Below are 17,098 nucleotides of genomic sequence, written 5' to 3' on the forward strand. Positions count from 1 at the left end.
AGATTGATGGGAATGCCATTAGAGCTGAATACAATGATCGTAACGAAGGGCAGGGAAAATCGGCTTGAAGACAATTACTTCTTTTTGCAAAAGGAAGGCTACAGGCTTTACCCTATTGACATTCCGCTGGAAGTGAAAAAAACAATCCACGGAGACCTCATTGGAACGGGTGTCATCAAAAAGGTGGAATGGACAGAGAACATGACCTCTATTACGTACCAGCTTGTTTCACTCAACTCGACGAATTAAAGAAAAAAGGCCAGCCCGGTTTGGGAATGGCCTTTTCTGTATTATAGCTGCGGTTTAGGTCCGCCTTTTTCTTCGATTTCTGCTGGGACGTTCGAGAACTTCTTGAAGTTTTCACGGAACTGTCCGGCAAGTTCATTCGCTTTTTCGTAATAAGCTTTTTCATCATTCCATGTTTTCACTGGCTGGAGGACATCATCAGGAACACCTGGAACATGCAGTGGAATATCCAAGCCGAAAATCCGGTCCTTGACAGTTTCAACATTGTTCAGTTCACCTTCAAGCGCTGCCTGGACCATGGCACGGGTGAACGCAAGCTTCATCCTGCTGCCGGTTCCATATTCTCCGCCAGTCCAGCCTGTGTTCACAAGGAAGACCTTCGCATTATGCTCATCGATCTTCTCGCCAAGCATTTCTGCGTACCTGGTCGCAGGAAGCGGCAGGAACGGAGAGCCAAAGCATGTCGAAAATGTTGCCTGTGGGGAAGTGATCCCTCTTTCTGTTCCAGCAAGCTTCGAAGTATAGCCGCTAAGGAAATGGTACATCGCCTGTTCCTTCGTTAGCTTGGCGATTGGAGGCAGTACGCCGAATGCGTCGGCTGTCAGGAAGACGATCGTATTTGGATGGCCGGCGATGCTAGGCTCTACGATGTTGTCAATCGCCTGGATTGGATAAGCGGCACGGGTGTTTTCAGTCAGCGAGTTGTCATCATAATCGGCAATTCGTGTTTCTGGATCAATCACGACATTTTCAAGCACGGAACCGAACCGGATGGCATCAAAGATCTGCGGTTCCTTTTCTTTTGACAGGTTGATGCACTTTGCGTAGCATCCTCCTTCAATGTTGAACACACCATTGGCAGACCAGCCGTGCTCATCATCGCCGATCAGACGGCGGTTGTTATCGGCAGAAAGGGTCGTTTTGCCGGTACCTGAAAGGCCGAAGAATAAAGCGACATCCCCTTCCCGTCCGACATTCGCTGAACAGTGCATGGAAAGAATCCCGTTTTCAGGGAGAAGATAGTTCATCACCGAGAAAATCGATTTTTTCATTTCTCCAGCGTATTCTGTACCGCCAATCAGTACAACGCGTTGTTCGAATGAAATGATGATGAAGGTTTCTGAATTCGTTCCATCGACTGCAGGGTCCGCTTTGAAGGTAGGCGCGGAAATGACCGTGAACTTCGCCTCATGGTCCGCAAGCTCTCCAGCTTCCGGGCGGATGAACAGCTGGTGGGCGAATAGGTTATGCCAGGCGTATTCGTTAATGACCTGGATAGGGAGCCGGTATTTCTTGTCTGCTCCTGCAAATCCCTTGAAGACGAAAACTTCTTCTCTTTCCTTTAGGTAATTCAGTACTTTATTGTATAGCTTGGAGAATGACTCCTCGGAAATCGGCTGGTTGGAAGAACCCCAGTCGATCTTGTCTTTTACTGATTTTTCTTCTACTATGAATTTATCTTTAGGGGAGCGGCCAGTGTACTTTCCAGTTGTAGCCCTGACGGCACCTGTTGAAGTCAGCAAGCCCTCATTGCGGTTCAGCATCTTCTCGACCAATTGCGGCACAGAAAGCTGGGTGCGGATATTGCTTCCTTTTAATAAAGTTGAAAGTTCGGTTGAAAATCCTACAACACTCATCTGATGAATACCTTCCTTTTTCCAGATTGATAAGATTGAAAGTGTTTACATCCAGGTAAAAGTATAACACATTAGTATGATTAGTCTATACTGATGCCAGAAAAAATTCACTTTTCCTAACGTTAATTATAGAGAATATAGGAGTACGGGGATAGAGAAAAAAATACTGTGATTATAGTATGTTAACATATCGTATAAATTATGGAAGGAAGGTGAAAAAAATGTCCCGTAAAACAATGGCTTTGTATGACGAATCTTGCAGCCTCTGCCAGCAAACGAAAAGGACAATGGAAAAATTGGACTGGTTCCATCGCGTGGAGTGGATTTCGCTTCAAGAACATGAAAAGGCTGGGAGCGGTCCCGGATTCAGGGCAGCGGCTTTAAGACGGGAACTTCACATCATTGACCAGAACGGAAAAGTATTGAAAGGCTTCTATGCTGTAAGGCGGCTATTCCTGTTGTTCCCGCTGACATTTGCTGCGGGATTGTTGATGTACCTTCCACTTGCTCCAGCTGTGGGAAACCCTTTCTATAAATGGATTGCTGCCAACCGTTATAGATTCATGCGTCGGAAATGTGAAAATGGAAGCTGTTCACTGGAGTAATTTACGAGAAAATCATTGACATGTATTTGTAGGTCGGATATGATTTTGATTTGAACGGATACTCTCTTATCCCGAGCTGGTGGAGGGACAGGCCCAATGAAACCCAGCAACCTGCAGACGAGAAAAAGAACCTGGATCACAGGCGGATTTTTCCGGGCAAAGGTGCTAACCTGACGCAAGGGAAATGCCCTTGAACGATAAGAGCGAAAGGCGCAGATTAAAGCTAAAACCTTTCCTCATCAAATGGAGAGGTTTTTTTATGTTTTTTTCTGTTCCCTGCCTCCTCAGGTGACATTGCTCCCATGGGCAGGATTAGAAACAATGGTGCCAGCGTGCATTATCATGGCTTTCTAATAAAAACTCAGCGTTTATTTCATACTACGTAGGGAATGAGTACCGTATCAACCAAGGCTTGGATTGGGATAGCCTTGCTTATTTTATAAAAAAGGGAGGAAATCAGATGTCAACAAAACGTCGTTTGTTTACTTCTGAATCAGTAACAGAAGGACATCCGGATAAGATTTGCGACCAGATTTCTGACGCGATCCTGGATGCCATCCTGGCGAAAGATGCGAATGCCCGGGTTGCTGCTGAAACATCCGTGACAACTGGCCTTGTGCTTGTTGCAGGGGAAATCACAACATCTACATATGTAGATATTCCAAAAATCGTCCGCGAAACAATTAAGGGAATCGGCTATACTCGCGCAAAGTATGGATTTGACTCGGAAACTTGCGCAGTATTGACTTCAATTGACGAACAGTCTCCTGACATCGCCGCGGGTGTCGACCAGGCACTTGAAGCTCGTGAAGGGCAAATGTCTGACGCAGAAATCGAAGCGATCGGTGCTGGCGACCAGGGATTGATGTTCGGATTTGCCTGCAATGAAACGAAGGAGCTTATGCCGCTGCCGATATCACTGGCACATAAACTATCACGCCGCCTGAGCGAGGTTCGCAAGGAAGAGGTCCTTCCATACCTTCGTCCGGATGGAAAAACCCAGGTTACGGTTGAATACGATGAAAATGACAAGCCTGTCAGGATTGATACAATCGTCATTTCAACCCAGCACCATCCAGAGGTGTCACTGGAGCAAATCCAGCGCAATCTGAAAGAACACGTCATCAATCCTGTTGTACCATCAGAGCTAATTGATGAAAATACAAAATATTTCATCAACCCGACTGGCCGTTTTGTCATTGGCGGACCACAAGGGGATGCGGGATTGACGGGCCGCAAGATCATTGTTGATACTTACGGTGGATATGCTCGCCACGGCGGCGGAGCATTCTCCGGCAAGGATCCTACAAAGGTTGACAGGTCTGCTGCCTATGCTGCCCGCTATGTTGCGAAAAACATTGTTGCTGCTGGTTTGGCTGAAAAGGTGGAGGTACAGCTTGCTTACGCGATTGGTGTTGCCCGGCCGGTTTCGATTTCCATCGATACATTCGGCACTGGCACTGTAAGAGAAGATGTATTGATCGATGTGGTCAATAAGAACTTCGATTTGCGGCCGGCAGGAATCATCAACATGCTTGATCTGCGAAAGCCGATCTACAAGCAGACAGCCGCTTACGGACACTTTGGCCGTCCTGACATCGATCTTCCTTGGGAGCGGACGGATAAAGCCGAAGCACTCCGCACACAGGCACAAGGAAAATAAAATACCAGGGGAGTTGCATGAAAATATGCAGCTCCTCTTTTCGTTGGATGCTCTATATTTGCAATCTGGTGGCGCTAGAAGGTTTGGTTTCGGCCCGGCGAGTGTAAAATAGAGTATTCCCTTAAATTTTACTGCAAAACTTACTCAATTAGTGGTAGTATTAGATAGTATGTTTTTGATGTAAAAGGAAATGCTTATAAATCTTTTTTTGAATGGAGAAGGTGAAGTACCCAATGTGTGGCTTTATCGGTTGTCTACATGAAAAACCACAGGAATTCAGCAGCGAACAGAAACAACTGTTTAAAAATATGAATGATATCATTACCCATCGCGGTCCCGATGATGATGGGTATTTTTACGATGAGCATATCCAGTTCGGCTTCCGCCGTCTGAGCATCATCGATATTGAGAGCGGGCACCAGCCTTTGTCATATGAAAATGAGCGTTATTGGATCATTTTCAACGGAGAAATCTATAATTATCTTGAGCTTCGTGAAGAACTGATCCAGGAAGGGTTTGAATTTGAGACCCACTCGGATACAGAGGTCATCATTGCTTTGTACAGCCAGCTTAAGGAACACGCAGTAGACAAGCTTCGCGGCATGTTCGGTTTTGTGATATGGGATAAGCAGGAACAGATGCTTTTTGGCGCCCGTGACCATTTTGGCATCAAGCCGTTCTTTTATTATGAAAACGGAGAACGCACATTCTTCGGTTCCGAAAAAAAGAGCATCCTGCTTGCGCTTGAAAACGATGTCCTTGATTACAAGGCACTGCAGCACTACTTGACATATCAGTTCGTTCCTGAGCCTCATACGATGTCAGAGGGGATCCGCAAGCTGGAGCCTGGCCATTATTTCACGAAGAAAATCGGTTCTCCAATGGAAATCAGGCGCTACTGGAAGGCAAGCTTCCAGCCGGTCCATCAATCAGAAGATGAGTTCATCAAGGAAATTAAGGATGTCCTGTTTGAATCAGTTAAAATGCATATGCGCAGTGATGTGCCAGTCGGTTCTTTCCTGTCCGGCGGGATTGACTCTTCGATCATCGCTTCGATTGCAAAAGAATACCATCCGGCGATCAAGACATTCTCTGTCGGTTTTGAGCGGAACGGCTTCAGTGAAATCGATGTAGCAAAAGAAACAGCCGACAAGCTTGGCGTCGAAAACATCAGTTATGTCATCAGCCCGGAAGAATACATGGAAGAGCTTCCGAAAATCATGTGGCATATGGATGACCCGCTTGCCGATCCAGCAGCGGTACCTTTGTATTTCGTAGCACGCGAGGCGCGAAAACATGTTACCGTTGTCCTGTCCGGCGAAGGCGCGGATGAGTTGTTTGGCGGCTACAATATTTATCGTGAGCCTCAGGATCTTGAAGTATTCGAAAAGGTGCCCCGCATAGGCAAGGCAATGCTGCGCGGCATCGCGAGGATGATGCCGGATGGAGTGAAGGGCAAGAGCTTCATCGAACGAGGCGTGACACCAATGGAAGAGCGGTATATCGGCAATGCGAAAATGTTCTCTGAAAAAGAGAAAAGCCAGCTTCTCCATGTTTACAATAACCAGTACAATTTTACAGATATCACAAAACCGCTCTATCGCGAGAGCAGGGGGTATGATCCAGTCGATACGATGCAGTACATTGATATCCACACCTGGATGCGCGGCGACATTCTGTTGAAGGCGGATAAGATGACGATGGCCCACTCACTTGAGCTTCGCGTCCCGTTTCTTGACAAGATTGTGTTCGAAACGGCCTCCAAGATTCCGACAAGCCTGAAGACAGCCAACGGAACGACCAAATACATTCTCCGCAAGGCGGCTGAAGGGGTGGTCCCTGAGCATGTCCTGACACGGAAAAAGCTCGGTTTCCCAGTACCGATCCGCCACTGGCTGAAAGATGAAATGAACGAATGGGCAAAGAAGCTGATCACGGAAAGCCAAACGGATCATTTGATCAACAAAGCATACTTGCTGAAGCTTTTGGATGACCATTGCCGGAACAAAGGGGATTACAGCCGGAAGATCTGGACTGTCCTAATGTTCATGCTCTGGCATGATGTGTATGTTGAAAAAAAATACTCCTTTCAAAAGGAGTATGAAACGCAAAAGGTATTGCAGTCGCTGAAAGGCTAATTTGGCAGGAACGTAATCGCCTGCTTTCCCATCTGCACCCATGCTTGCTCAAAATCATGCATGGGTGCTTTTCTATTTTTCTCGCCAGTGAGCGGGTCATTGAAAAATACATATTCCTGGTCGTAGCCAGTCACTAGCACAGAATGCTCTTTTGTTGTCACTTTCACTTTTCCGGAGGGGGTGTACCACGTCTGGAAATAGCTTTCATCGATTCTTTTATACAGAGTGTTGATAATGACCCATACGGGACGTCCATCTGAAAGATGGGTTTTCAGTTCCGAGAATTCCGCTCCGGTGATGTCCTTTATTTTCCCGGGGAGATAGCGTTCAGCCAATTCGGCGATGGGTTTATGGTAAACACCGAGGCCTGGTTCGGTGTATGTATACATGTTGCCGACAAAACCTTCATTCGGATTGCCAAAATAGATGTTTCCATCGGCTAACTTGTACTCTGCTGGGTTTTTTTTCACTTCCCTTGCAAGGGTAAGCTTGTCTGTCCCCACTCCGGCATATTGCAGGAGCATGGAAAGGCTGGTGACCTCGCACCCGCGGGGAAGCTCAGGCATCTGCCCGATGATTGGGGCATCAAGCAACACATTATCTTTTATAGGGATCACTTCCGCCATCGGGCCGTCCTTGATGAGCGGGACCTGATTTTTCACTGATGGCTTGATCCATTGCTTGACTGTCTCGACCGCCTTCGCCACTTTTGCCTCCTGCAGGTTTTCGAATGCGAAAGCGCCAATAAAGGAAAGGAAGACAACCAGGAACATCATCGTCGATTTGATGATGCTCCTGCTTTTGCTTGTCAGGTAAAAAAATAAGGAAAGCAGCGGTACAATGGCTGCCAGCATTAAAAATACCGAGTTCATCCTTCATCACCTTGTCCTACCGCATAAACATGGAAGTATGCGGGTATATAAGTTATTATCGGTGTAGAGAGGAAAATCTTAAGCATGGCAGCTGACCATTCGGTTACAGGTAATTCTTCAAGCCTTTATAATAATTGCCTTTCTCGGCGTATTCCCTTGAAATCCGTTCCATGTCCTTGATATCTTCCTCGGTCAGTTCGCGGATAACTTTTGCGGGCCTTCCGAATGCGAGAGTATTGGGCGGGATTTTCTTGCCCTGTGGCACAAGGCTTCCTGCGCCAATGAAAGCACCCTCGCCAATTTCCGCCTGATCCAATACGATGGATCCCATGCCGATCAGCGCTTTTTTCCTGATGATACAACTATGGAGGATGACTTGATGCCCAACCGTCACTTCGTCTTCAAGAATGAGCGGATTATTCGGGCTTTGGTGAAGGACTGAGTTGTCCTGGATATTCACTTTACTGCCAATAATAGTCGGCGCAACGTCACCTCGAATCGACGTATTGAACCAGACGCTGGACTCTTCGCCAATCTCGACATCTCCTGTAATGGTCACATAGTCAGCGATAAACGCAGAATCCGCTATTTTTGGTGTCTTGCCGTGATAAGGATAAATCATTATGCACACTCCTGATTCAAAAATTTTTTCGGTAAATAAAGCTTTCATTTTTAAATTCATCTAATTATATATTATAGTTCTTTTAAATAAAGAAAAAGTAATAAGAGGGGGAATCATCATGTGGAAATGGGAAGCGGACGGGGAAGCCAAGGCTGTCATCGTCATGATCCATGGAGCGCTTGAGCATCATCGCCGGTATGGCTGGCTGATCGAGATGTGGCGTTCTTCCGGCTTTCATGTCATCATGGGTGATTTGCCGGGCCAGGGTATGACAACGAGAGTGAACCGAGGCCATATCGATTCGTTTGACGAATATATCAACGAAGTGAAGGATTGGATCGAGGCCGCGTATGATTTCGATTTGCCTGTGTTCCTCCTTGCCCATAGCATGGGAGGACTTGTTGCGATCCGATTGCTTCAGGAGGAGCATATGGACATAGCTGGGGTCATTCTTTCTTCCCCATGCCTTGGGCTTGTCAACTATCCTTCAAAAATGATGGAGATGCTTTCCCATGGCATCAATGTCATCATGCCGACATTAAGGATGTCACCTGGGCTTACAGTCGAAATGGCGACAAGGAATGAAGATGTCAGGCAGGCTGACCAAAATGATTCTCTTTATATCACCAAGGTTTCTGTCAGATGGTACCGGGAACTTATTTCCGCGATTGAGCTTGCTTACGAGAACATGGATAAACTACAGGATGTCCCAATGCTTGTGATGCAGGGCGGGGACGATAAAATAGTCAATAAGCATTCAGTCCTGGAATGGTTCAACCACGCTCCGCTTTCGGAAAAACGATACAAGGAATGGCCGAAATGCTACCATGAGGTTTTCAATGAGCCTGAACGCGAAGAGGTTTTCGCTTACGCGCTCGACTTCGTGATTAGCCAGCTGAAGGCGATTGGATATGTATACTAAAGATAAAATGGAAGGGGGAGAATCGGACTCATGCTCATTCCATCTATGCCGCTAAGTTTAATGTACCGAGTCTATCGACAGGTACTGCCGCAGGTACACCGGGAGCTTTCCTATTGGAAAAGCAGGGCTGCGGAAATTCCCAATCCTGAATTGAGGAAACAGGCGCTTGCGAGTATCGAACATAAAACATTCCATTGTGAGGGAGGTTCGATTCTCAGCCTTACAGCAAAAGGAAAATACAAACAGGCAATCCGGTTCATTGTCGCTTACCAAACAATCAGCGACTATCTCGATAATCTCTGCGATCGAAGTACTTCCTTGGATCCGGCGGATTTTGCCGCACTGCATGAATCGATGGCCGATTCACTTAATCTTGAAAGCCAGCCCAAAAATTACTATCGTGAACGGAAAGACCAGAACGATGGTGGCTATCTTCTTGAACTTGTCACGGTCTGCCGTGAAGTACTGGCGGAGCTGGAGCATTTTGATTTCATCGAACAGCATCTTAAGGAACTCTGCAGCTATTACTGCGATTTGCAGATTCACAAGCACGTAGAAGTCGAAGACCGCGTCCCGAGGCTGAAAACATGGTTCAATGACCATCGTGCAGACATTCCGGATATGGAATGGTATGAATTTTCGGCCTGTACAGGCTCGACTCTCGGTATTTTCTGCCTTGTTTCGTACGCGATGCGCGACGATTTCAAGCAAGAATATGCGGAAAGCATCCGCCATGGCTATTTTCCATACATACAGGGCCTGCATATCCTGCTTGATTACTTCATAGACCAGGAGGAAGACAGGCAGGGCGGCGATCTGAATTTCTGCTTCTATTATGAAAATGAGGAAGCGCTTTTCAGGAGGCTTGGCCATTTCGTGAAAAATGCCGATTACCATACCGCAAAGCTGCCGCACCGCAAATTCCATAAACTAATCAACCGCGGATTGCTTGGCGTGTACTTGTCCGATGAAAAGGTAAGGAGCCAGGAAGGAATCAGAAAGCTTTCCAGGGAAATAATCAGGAAAGCAGGTCCGGTCAGCTATTTCTTTTACATCAATGGACGGGCCTATCGTTCACTGCAAAAGTGGATCCCGCATGGCCTTTCCAGGGCTTTGATAAAATAGGAATTTTTCCTAGTCTTGGAATTTTGGCTAAAATACCATTATGGCGGCTGTAAATCCAGATGATTGGAATTACAGCCGCTTTCTTTTTTGGTCATAATGCCTCGTGCCCTTTGAGGAACTAGCAGCGGCTCAAACTATGTGGGATAGATTGCTGAATAAGGATATACGAGAGCAGCTGCTGGCAAAGCAAGAAAGGAAGGGCGCTAACGAGGCAGGATAGATTTTGGGTTCCCAGCTGCTATAGCAAAAAGGGAACGACGCGGGATAGATCTTGGGTTCCCAGCTGCTTTAGCAAAGAAGGGAATGACGCGGGATAGATCCCAAATCCCAGCAATTTTAGCAAGAAAGGTACCGCAAGAGGTCGTCTCGTGCCCGAACGGTCTGCCGGGAGGTGGAAAAGGTACCGCAAGAAGCCGTCTCGTGCCCGAACGGGCTGTCGGGAGGGAGAAAAGGTACCGCAAGAGGTCGTCTCGTGCCCGAACGGGTGGCCGGGAGGGTGAAAAGGTACCGCAAGAGGGCGTCTCGTGCCCGAATGGGCTGTCGGGAGGGTGAAAAGGTACCGCAAGAGGCCGTCTCGTGCCCGAACGGGTGGCCGGGAGGGTGAAAAGGTACCGCAAAGGCGCGGATCGGGCCCAAGGGCTGCTTGCCGAGCAAGGGGAACAACTGAGGGCGGGAACCTGCCCTGCCCAAAGACAAGGTATCAATCTAGTCAAGCTTTTTTACATTCGGAAAGAGATACATTCGGAAAGAAATCCGCCAACAAAAAAGCTGTTTTTCACCAGCATTTCTCTGGTGAAAAACAGCTTTTAAATTTTCCTCTTACCTTTTCTCAATCGCGATGATGAATGGCGGATTGTTTTTCTGGTTCAGGAACCGGTATTCGAGGACGTGTGCTTCATCCTGGCTGATTGATTTTACATGACGGAGCAAGTAGTCACGTTCGACCGCACCTTCAGGGTGTCCGTGGTAAATGACAATGACGATGATCCCTTCTGGTGCCATGATCTGCAGCAGCTGTTCGATGGCTGAAATCGTAGTGTGAGGGACAGTGACAATGCTTTTGTCTCCGCCCGGCAGATACCCGAGGTTGAAAATCGCCCCTGTTATCTTGCCGAAATGAAGAGGTGGAATCGTTTCAAGGATATTTTCGTGACCTGTATGGAACAATGTGACCTGTTCCTGCAGTCCATGTTCCTGTAATTTTGTCCTGCATGAAGCCAGAGCCTCATCCTGAATATCAAATCCGTATACCCTGCCAGTACGGCCAGCAAGGTTTGCAAGGAAAATTGTGTCGTGGCCATTTCCTACAGTGGCGTCAATCACGATATCGCCTGGTTTAACGGCAAGCTTAAGCAAGCTTCTTGCAAATGGAAGGATCCGTTCAAGCTTCATTCCAAAGCCACCGCCTTTTCCGCGGCATAGTATTTTCCTTGCCAGCTGCCGCGCTGTTTCATTTCTGCATCGATTGCGTTCAGGACTTCCCATTTATTGACGCTCCACATTGGGCCGACCATCAAATCGATTGGCCCGTCGCCGGTGATCCTGTGGATGATCATTTCCGGCGGCAGGATTTCCAGTTGATCGCAAACAAGGTTGATATATTGTTCAAAAGAAAGGAATTCCAACAATCCTTTTTCGTATTGCTTGACCATCGGGGTGCCTTTTAATAGATGGAGCAGGTGGATTTTGATGCCCTGGACGTCAAGGTTCGCGACTTCCCTCGCTGTTTCCATCATCATGTCGGTTGTTTCAAGCGGAAGCCCGTTTATGATATGGGAGCAGATCCTGATCCCATGCTTCCGGAGCTTGTCCACGCCTTCCTTATACGTTTCGTAATCGTGGGCACGGTTAATCAATGTGGCTGTACTTTCATGGATGGTCTGCAAACCAAGTTCAACCCATAAATATGTCCTTTCATTCAATTCTGCAAGATACTCGACGACATCATCCGGAAGACAATCAGGCCTGGTCGCAATCGAGAGGCCGACAACTCCTTCTTCCTCAAGGACCGACTCATATTTTTCACGCAGCACTTCGACGGGTGCGTGTGTGTTCGTGAATGCCTGGAAGTACGCCAGGTATTTTCCGTCTTTCCATTTTGAATGCATTTTTTCTTTGATTTTTAGGAATTGAGTGCCAAGGTCTTCAACCCTGTTACCCGCAAAATCGCCTGAACCTGAGGCGCTGCAAAATGTGCATCCGCCGTGGGCGACAGTACCATCACGGTTCGGACAGTCGAAGCCTCCATCAAGAGCGACCTTGAAGACTTTATGGCCAAAATGCTTCCGCAAGTGGTAATTCCAGGTGTAGTATCGTTTGTCATCCGAAGCATATCGAAAAGGGTTGGCCTGAGACATATCAGAAACCTCCTTGTACCTATCTGTTCAATAAATACCTTAAAGAATTGTATCACTAAGAGTAAACGAATCCAATCCTTATTAATAATTGGCAGCCAGGATTATTGTTAAAAAGGTGATAGGAAAATGTTCTGTGACCAAAAATAAAAAAGAAGCAGACTTGCTTCATTGACATATAAAGGAGGACTGAAATTGGCAACTCGACAATCAGTTGACCAGCTTCTCCAGCAATGTGAGGATGCAATCCGGCTCGCTCAAGAGCGATATCAGGATGCCAGCATGCAGGAGCATTATAACGATGGGGATTTCACAAATGCCCTCCAAACCATTGAGGATGCCTACAATGACCTTGCCAAGCTCGCTCTCAGCGCCAATGCCCAGCAGCGTGAGCGTCTGCATAGGATGAGGCTCCAGCTCCAGCAGGTACAGAACAACATGATTTTATTGGATCATTGACAGGGAGGGAATATCGTTGAAAAAGCGCTCGAAACAAAATAATCCAGAGCAAAAAACGCGGAATGGCATCAACAGCGAGGATCTTGAATTGGGGCAGGATTATAACCCGGTAAAGGAAGCAAAAAAGAAATATGAGCAAAAAGGCGGTCAGGCTGTTAAGTCTAAATTCCACCCTGAACCAGGGCAATCTTCATAAATTTGTAACACCCTCACTTCGAAAAGACGAAGTGAGGTTTTTTGTTTTTTAAAATATGGCTTGAATTAACGGATCTAAAGGGAGAAGCTGGTAAGGAAAGATGCAGAATTCTTATCATCGGGATCCCCCTCGTTCACAATTCGGATAAAACTGGCTGAAATTCCGTGATGTAAATCACAGATTGAGCCATCGGAGAAATGGTTTAAATAATGTAGAAGCCTTATGAGAATCAGGTTTTTACATTAAAAACCAAAATCATTCAAATCGCTTAGGCCGTCTTTAATGAATGGAATGCAGACAATTCATGTGAAAAGTTTCACAGGATTGTCACATATAGAAAGGATGTACGAAATGAAAAAAATACAGCTCGTTCTGGCAATGTTCTTTTTGCTCCTGCTCCCGCTGCCTCAGCTGGCAAATGCAGGGGATACAAAAAATGTTTTGAAAATGGAGGAGCTGACTGTTCAGGTTATGCCGGAATATTCCTACCATCCTAAGGATAAGAAACAGAAGAATCCTCCGTTGCTGATCGGCTATCATGGGGCGTTAATCAACAATGCTGCAGAGCCGCAAAAGGGCAAGGTCGTCATTCCGCTGCCGATGGACGATAAGAATTTCAGGATCGGGTATGTTGCTGATTATTCTCGGGACCTCAGCGAAATGAATGATATTGAATATGAAATAGACAAGAAAAAAGGGACCATCTCCTGGGAAACGAGCGCAGAAATCCAGCCGCAGGAAATTTACAAGTTCGTAATTGAATATTATACAGACGCCATCAAGGAGAAGAATGGCACAAACACTTTGTCATACAGCTTCAAGAGCTTCGCGGATATCGGGCTAATGAACTTGATTTTCATCGAACCATTGAAGACAGAAAGCTTCAAGCTTTACCCGGAAGCGGAACAGCACCAGAAAAACTCCTATAACATGAACATGTTTCTGTATCAAATCCAGGGAATGAAGCCTGGCGAAGAAAAGAAAGTCGCTCTCGAATATAAACGGGAGGAAACAAGAACCACGGCGGAAATCATGGACGACATGGCTGGTGATTCAAAGAAGGCTGGGAGCGTCAAACAAAATGATGAAAAAATCCCGCTCTGGATCGTGATAACTGTAGTCGGCGGAATCAGCCTGGCAGCAGCTGCCATCCTGGTTTTTGTTCTTAAACGCAGGACAGGGAAGTATAAGCCAAAAACTGCAGTGCCGAATGATGATTTTGAAATCAAGAAAAGGAAATTGAGATCGATGCTGATGGAAGGAAGCATCTCCGAAGAAGAGTATAACGAATTGATCAATAAGCTTGGAGGGAAAAGATGATGTCAAAGAACAAAAAGATTATCAGCGGACTGGCCCTGGCTGCGGCTGCGGTCATCATCATGATGTTTTCGACGATGCCAAGCGCAGGCAGCAAGGAAATTACCATTGCCGATCTGGTGAAAGATGGTTCCAGATATGAGGGCGATTATATCATGACACAGGGCCTGCTTGATAAAGATTCCGTCAAATGGGATGCCGATCAGCTTGAACTCCGGTTTGAAATCTATGAAGAGGACGGGGGTTCACTGCAGGTCTTCCATGAAGGCATTAAGCCGGACAACTTTTCAGAAGATGTCATTGTCCTGGTTGAAGGCTTTATAAAGGAAAACGGTGTTTTCGAAGCAGAGAAGGTCCAGACAAAGTGCCCAAGTAAATACGAAGGCGAAGATATGGAAAATTACGATACCGACATGCACAAGGAAATATACAAAAATGATAAACAGGAATAAAACAGATGGGTGGTTATCTGTATGTATTTAATCGGGAATATTGCAATCTACCTCGGCGTTGCCCTTTCATTATACGGTCTGATTGCGAATGCGGTCGGGATTAAAAAAAAGGATGAAAGATGGATTGAAAGCGGAAGGGGAGCCGTCCTATCGCTCGCATTTGTATCGAGCGTCGCTGCCTTCCTGCTCCTTTACCTTTTGGGAACGAGTCAATTCCAATACAAATATGTCGCATCCTATACGAATGAAAGCTTGCCGATTGTCTATAAACTGACGGCATTCTGGGCAGGCAATGCAGGTTCTTTGCTGCTATGGGCATTCCTGTTGTCAATCTATACCGCGATGGTCGTCTTTTCAAAGGAAAAAAGAAACCAGATGGTTCCATACGTTTCAAGCATCCTGATGCTGAATATCCTGTTTTTCTTCATGGTGATGGCCTTGAACGCCAATCCATTTGAAATGACAGACCAAATTCCAGCGGATGGCAAAGGCCTGAATCCGATGCTGCAAAATCCCGGGATGATCCTTCATCCAGTCACTCTTTATATGGGTTACGTTGGCCTGGCAGTTCCATTCGCTTTTGGGATTGCTGCCCTGATCCTGAAAAGGATGGATGCAGAGTGGATCAAATTGACAAGAAGATGGACGCTGTTAGCCTGGCTTTTCCTGACCCTTGGCAATATCATCGGCGGCTGGTGGGCCTATCTTGAGCTTGGCTGGGGCGGTTACTGGGCGTGGGACCCAGTTGAGAACGCCTCCTTCCTGCCATGGCTCACGGTCTCTGCTTTCCTGCACTCAGTGATGATCCAGGAACGGAAGAACATGCTGAAGACATGGAGCCTGAGCCTGATCATCCTGTCCTATATCCTGACGCTGTTCGGTACCTTCCTTGTCCGAAGCGGCATCTTGACGAGCGTCCATGCCTTTGGTGACAGCAATCTGGGCACATACTTCCTAATCTTCATGTCTTTCATGATGATCCTGTCACTGTATATCGTGCTGTCAAGATACAACTTGATCAAGAGGGACAGCAGCCCGATCGAAGCCTATTTTTCAAAAGAAAGCAGCTTCCTGCTGAATAACCTGATCCTCGTGGTCGCGGCGTTCGCGGTCTTCTGGGGAACGATGTACCCGTTGATCTCCGAGACGTTCACCGGAACGAAAGTGAATGTCGGTGCCCCCTATTTCAACAAGGTAATGGCTCCGATCCTGCTTGTACTGATTGTGCTAATGGGCATCTGCCCGCTGATTGCCTGGCAAAAAGCTGCTATTGAAAGGTTCGTAAAAAGTATGATTTGGCCGCTTGCGATGGGAGTCGTGACTGCGATTGGGCTGTTTGCCTTCGGGGTGAAAGGCATTTATGCGGTCGTCGGCCTATCGGCAACAGCATTCATGTTTGGGACTCACATCCTTGAGTTCATCAGGGGAATCAGCGCAAGAAGAAAAGCGACGAAAGAGAATATTTTCAAAGCCGCATTCAAGTTGACGGTGAAAAATCAGCGGCGATACGGCGGCTATATCGTCCATATCGGGATTGCCATCATCGCAGTGGGGGTCATCTCCTCTCACTCCTATTCAACTGAGGTGCTGAAGACTGTCAACGCGGGGGAAAGCATCAAGGTTGGCGATTATAGCCTGAAATTCAATGAATTGACAGAACATATGAAGAATGGAAATGGCGTTATCATCGCAGATATTGATGTAAGTTATAAAGGCAAGGATATCGGAAAAATCAAACCCGAAAAAATCTTTTACGAAACATGGCCAGAGCCTTCAACAGAGGTTGCGATCAAGACGAATTGGAGCCAGGACTTATATGTTGTCGTAAGCTCATGGGAGAACAAGGATAAAGTGACTTTCATGGTAAAAGTAAATCCATTCGTCAGCTGGATCTGGACTGGAGGCATCATCATGGTTATCGGGACAGCGTTCGCCCTTGCAGGAGGTCGGCCGTCTTCGTTCCGCTACCAAATCAATAAAGGCCTGAAAACTGCGGGAAGGTGAAGCGGATGAAAAAGAAAATTCTATTCCAGACATTTCTTTTCCTTGTTTTGATCCCTAGCCTGGCAACGGCGTTCACCTATAATTCGAAGGAATTCAAACACATTATCGCCCAGCTTGACATGCAGGGCCACGCCGACCATGAACTTTCAACATGCTCAGTCAAGAAAATATATTACGAGGAAGTCATTGAGATGCTGAATGGGGGCAAATCGGAAGAACAGATCATCCAATCGTATGTAGATGAGTATGGTCAGGCTGCGTTAAGGACGCCAGGAGGCGGCACAAGCGGCTGGATTGCCTGGGGAATGCCGGCAGCCGGATTTGCCATCGGCAGCATCATAGTGGCTATCTGGCTGAAGAAGCTGACCGCCCGCAAAGCAGAGGCTAAAGCGGGAACCGACAGTGACTGGCAATCGGAAATCGAGAAGGAAATCGCCACAAAAACTTTTGACGAAGAGCGCCGGAAGCTTTTCTAGGAGCTGATCA

17 protein-coding genes and 1 riboswitch are annotated in these 17,098 nt (G+C 46.8%); of the genes, 12 read left to right on the plus strand and 5 right to left on the minus strand.

Translation table 11 applies throughout. The features are described from left to right. The first annotated feature begins 6 nt into the window (after positions 1 to 6). Entirely contained in the window at positions 7 to 249 is a 243-nt protein-coding gene (locus tag JJQ88_RS06010; RefSeq protein WP_210364827.1) for a DUF2584 domain-containing protein, read from the plus strand. A 41-nt stretch (positions 250 to 290) separates the two neighbouring features. Here JJQ88_RS06010 and pckA read toward each other — a convergent pair whose 3' ends face one another. Further along, positions 291 to 1,883, minus strand: coding sequence for a phosphoenolpyruvate carboxykinase (ATP) (gene pckA / locus JJQ88_RS06015; RefSeq protein ID WP_210364828.1), 1,593 nt, complete (start codon positions 1,881 to 1,883; stop codon positions 291 to 293). Between the two features lie 221 nt (positions 1,884 to 2,104). On the opposite strand from pckA, the gene JJQ88_RS06020 reads away from it, so the two are divergent. The 3 genes from JJQ88_RS06020 (at position 2,105) to asnB (ending at position 6,289) form a co-directional block, all read left to right on the plus strand. Continuing rightward, on the plus strand, positions 2,105 to 2,488 hold the full coding sequence (locus tag JJQ88_RS06020) for a thiol-disulfide oxidoreductase DCC family protein (RefSeq protein WP_246860959.1): 384 nt from the start codon (positions 2,105 to 2,107) through the stop codon (positions 2,486 to 2,488). Between the two features lie 63 nt (positions 2,489 to 2,551). Then, a riboswitch (SAM riboswitch) is annotated at positions 2,552 to 2,692 on the plus strand. Positions 2,693 to 2,948: 256 nt separating this feature from the next. After that, positions 2,949 to 4,151 (plus strand): methionine adenosyltransferase, encoded by a 1,203-nt coding sequence (metK, locus tag JJQ88_RS06025; RefSeq protein WP_210364829.1) that lies wholly within the window; start codon positions 2,949 to 2,951, stop codon positions 4,149 to 4,151. Between the two features lie 233 nt (positions 4,152 to 4,384). Beyond that, the gene (asnB, locus tag JJQ88_RS06030) at positions 4,385 to 6,289 is read left to right on the plus strand and encodes an asparagine synthase (glutamine-hydrolyzing) (RefSeq protein ID WP_210364830.1); all 1,905 of its coding nucleotides are present in this window, start codon (positions 4,385 to 4,387) and stop codon (positions 6,287 to 6,289) included. Here asnB and JJQ88_RS06035 read toward each other — a convergent pair. Next, positions 6,286 to 7,161: a C39 family peptidase gene (locus tag JJQ88_RS06035; RefSeq protein WP_210364831.1), complete on the minus strand. Its 876-nt coding sequence runs from the start codon at positions 7,159 to 7,161 to the stop codon at positions 6,286 to 6,288. The two genes, asnB and JJQ88_RS06035, sit on opposite strands and share 4 nt — an antisense overlap. 103 nt (positions 7,162 to 7,264) lie before the next feature. Next, positions 7,265 to 7,783, minus strand: coding sequence for a gamma carbonic anhydrase (locus tag JJQ88_RS06040; protein ID WP_210364832.1), 519 nt, complete (start codon positions 7,781 to 7,783; stop codon positions 7,265 to 7,267). 118 nt (positions 7,784 to 7,901) lie between these two features. Here JJQ88_RS06040 and JJQ88_RS06045 point away from each other — a divergent pair, with 118 nt between their 5' ends. Together JJQ88_RS06045 and JJQ88_RS06050 are read left to right on the plus strand one after the other, a co-directional pair. Then, positions 7,902 to 8,705, plus strand: coding sequence for an alpha/beta fold hydrolase (locus JJQ88_RS06045; RefSeq protein WP_210364833.1), 804 nt, complete (start codon positions 7,902 to 7,904; stop codon positions 8,703 to 8,705). Positions 8,706 to 8,735: 30 nt separating this feature from the next. After that, positions 8,736 to 9,830, plus strand: a complete 1,095-nt coding sequence (locus JJQ88_RS06050) for a tetraprenyl-beta-curcumene synthase family protein (protein WP_210364834.1) — start codon at positions 8,736 to 8,738, stop codon at positions 9,828 to 9,830. 819 nt (positions 9,831 to 10,649) lie between these two features. Here the strand turns inward: JJQ88_RS06050 and mnmM are convergent. Both mnmM and mnmL read right to left on the minus strand, forming a co-directional pair. Further along, positions 10,650 to 11,222 carry a tRNA 5-(aminomethyl)-2-thiouridylate-methyltransferase MnmM gene (gene mnmM, locus JJQ88_RS06055; RefSeq protein WP_210364835.1) on the minus strand — a complete coding sequence of 191 codons (573 nt, stop codon included), beginning with the start codon at positions 11,220 to 11,222 and terminating at the stop codon, positions 10,650 to 10,652. Beyond that, entirely contained in the window at positions 11,219 to 12,187 is a 969-nt protein-coding gene (gene mnmL, locus JJQ88_RS06060; RefSeq protein ID WP_210364836.1) for a tRNA modification radical SAM protein MnmL/YtqA, read from the minus strand. The genes mnmM and mnmL overlap by 4 nt, the downstream gene beginning before the upstream one ends. Positions 12,188 to 12,379: 192 nt before the next feature. On the opposite strand from mnmL, the gene JJQ88_RS06065 reads away from it, so the two are divergent. The 6 genes from JJQ88_RS06065 (at position 12,380) to JJQ88_RS06090 (ending at position 17,088) form a co-directional block, all read left to right on the plus strand. Further along, positions 12,380 to 12,643: a YtzC family protein gene (locus JJQ88_RS06065; RefSeq protein ID WP_210364837.1), complete on the plus strand. Its 264-nt coding sequence runs from the start codon at positions 12,380 to 12,382 to the stop codon at positions 12,641 to 12,643. 16 nt (positions 12,644 to 12,659) lie between these two features. Then, positions 12,660 to 12,839 (plus strand): glycogen biosynthesis protein GlgD, encoded by a 180-nt coding sequence (locus JJQ88_RS06070; RefSeq protein ID WP_210364838.1) that lies wholly within the window; start codon positions 12,660 to 12,662, stop codon positions 12,837 to 12,839. A 351-nt stretch (positions 12,840 to 13,190) separates the two neighbouring features. After that, positions 13,191 to 14,159 (plus strand): hypothetical protein, encoded by a 969-nt coding sequence (locus JJQ88_RS06075; RefSeq protein ID WP_210364839.1) that lies wholly within the window; start codon positions 13,191 to 13,193, stop codon positions 14,157 to 14,159. Then, on the plus strand, positions 14,159 to 14,608 hold the full coding sequence (locus JJQ88_RS06080; protein WP_210364840.1) for a cytochrome c maturation protein CcmE: 450 nt from the start codon (positions 14,159 to 14,161) through the stop codon (positions 14,606 to 14,608). Before JJQ88_RS06075 ends, JJQ88_RS06080 begins: the two co-directional genes overlap by 1 nt. A gap of 21 nt (positions 14,609 to 14,629) precedes the next feature. Further along, on the plus strand, positions 14,630 to 16,612 hold the full coding sequence (locus JJQ88_RS06085; protein WP_210364841.1) for a heme lyase CcmF/NrfE family subunit: 1,983 nt from the start codon (positions 14,630 to 14,632) through the stop codon (positions 16,610 to 16,612). A 5-nt stretch (positions 16,613 to 16,617) separates the two neighbouring features. Beyond that, positions 16,618 to 17,088 (plus strand): cytochrome c-type biogenesis protein CcmH, encoded by a 471-nt coding sequence (locus JJQ88_RS06090; RefSeq protein WP_210364842.1) that lies wholly within the window; start codon positions 16,618 to 16,620, stop codon positions 17,086 to 17,088. Positions 17,089 to 17,098 lie beyond the last annotated feature (10 nt).

It is taken from the genome of Bacillus sp. REN3 (assembly GCF_017912555.1).
Taxonomy (GTDB): domain Bacteria; phylum Bacillota; class Bacilli; order Bacillales; family Cytobacillaceae; genus Mesobacillus.

Coding starts and splice junctions, on each gene's coding strand:
- mnmL (WP_210364836.1), bottom strand. CDS start 12,187: ATGTCTCAGGCCAACCCTTTTCGATATGCTTCGGATGACAAACGATAC.
- mnmM (WP_210364835.1), bottom strand. CDS start 11,222: ATGAAGCTTGAACGGATCCTTCCATTTGCAAGAAGCTTGCTTAAGCTT.
- metK (WP_210364829.1), top strand. CDS start 2,949: ATGTCAACAAAACGTCGTTTGTTTACTTCTGAATCAGTAACAGAAGGA.
- JJQ88_RS06035 (WP_210364831.1), bottom strand. CDS start 7,161: ATGAACTCGGTATTTTTAATGCTGGCAGCCATTGTACCGCTGCTTTCC.
- asnB (WP_210364830.1), top strand. CDS start 4,385: ATGTGTGGCTTTATCGGTTGTCTACATGAAAAACCACAGGAATTCAGC.
- JJQ88_RS06050 (WP_210364834.1), top strand. CDS start 8,736: ATGCTCATTCCATCTATGCCGCTAAGTTTAATGTACCGAGTCTATCGA.
- JJQ88_RS06010 (WP_210364827.1), top strand. CDS start 7: ATGGGAATGCCATTAGAGCTGAATACAATGATCGTAACGAAGGGCAGG.
- JJQ88_RS06045 (WP_210364833.1), top strand. CDS start 7,902: ATGTGGAAATGGGAAGCGGACGGGGAAGCCAAGGCTGTCATCGTCATG.
- JJQ88_RS06040 (WP_210364832.1), bottom strand. CDS start 7,783: ATGATTTATCCTTATCACGGCAAGACACCAAAAATAGCGGATTCTGCG.
- JJQ88_RS06075 (WP_210364839.1), top strand. CDS start 13,191: ATGAAAAAAATACAGCTCGTTCTGGCAATGTTCTTTTTGCTCCTGCTC.
- pckA (WP_210364828.1), bottom strand. CDS start 1,883: ATGAGTGTTGTAGGATTTTCAACCGAACTTTCAACTTTATTAAAAGGA.
- JJQ88_RS06020 (WP_246860959.1), top strand. CDS start 2,105: ATGTCCCGTAAAACAATGGCTTTGTATGACGAATCTTGCAGCCTCTGC.
- JJQ88_RS06085 (WP_210364841.1), top strand. CDS start 14,630: ATGTATTTAATCGGGAATATTGCAATCTACCTCGGCGTTGCCCTTTCA.
- JJQ88_RS06080 (WP_210364840.1), top strand. CDS start 14,159: ATGTCAAAGAACAAAAAGATTATCAGCGGACTGGCCCTGGCTGCGGCT.
- JJQ88_RS06090 (WP_210364842.1), top strand. CDS start 16,618: ATGAAAAAGAAAATTCTATTCCAGACATTTCTTTTCCTTGTTTTGATC.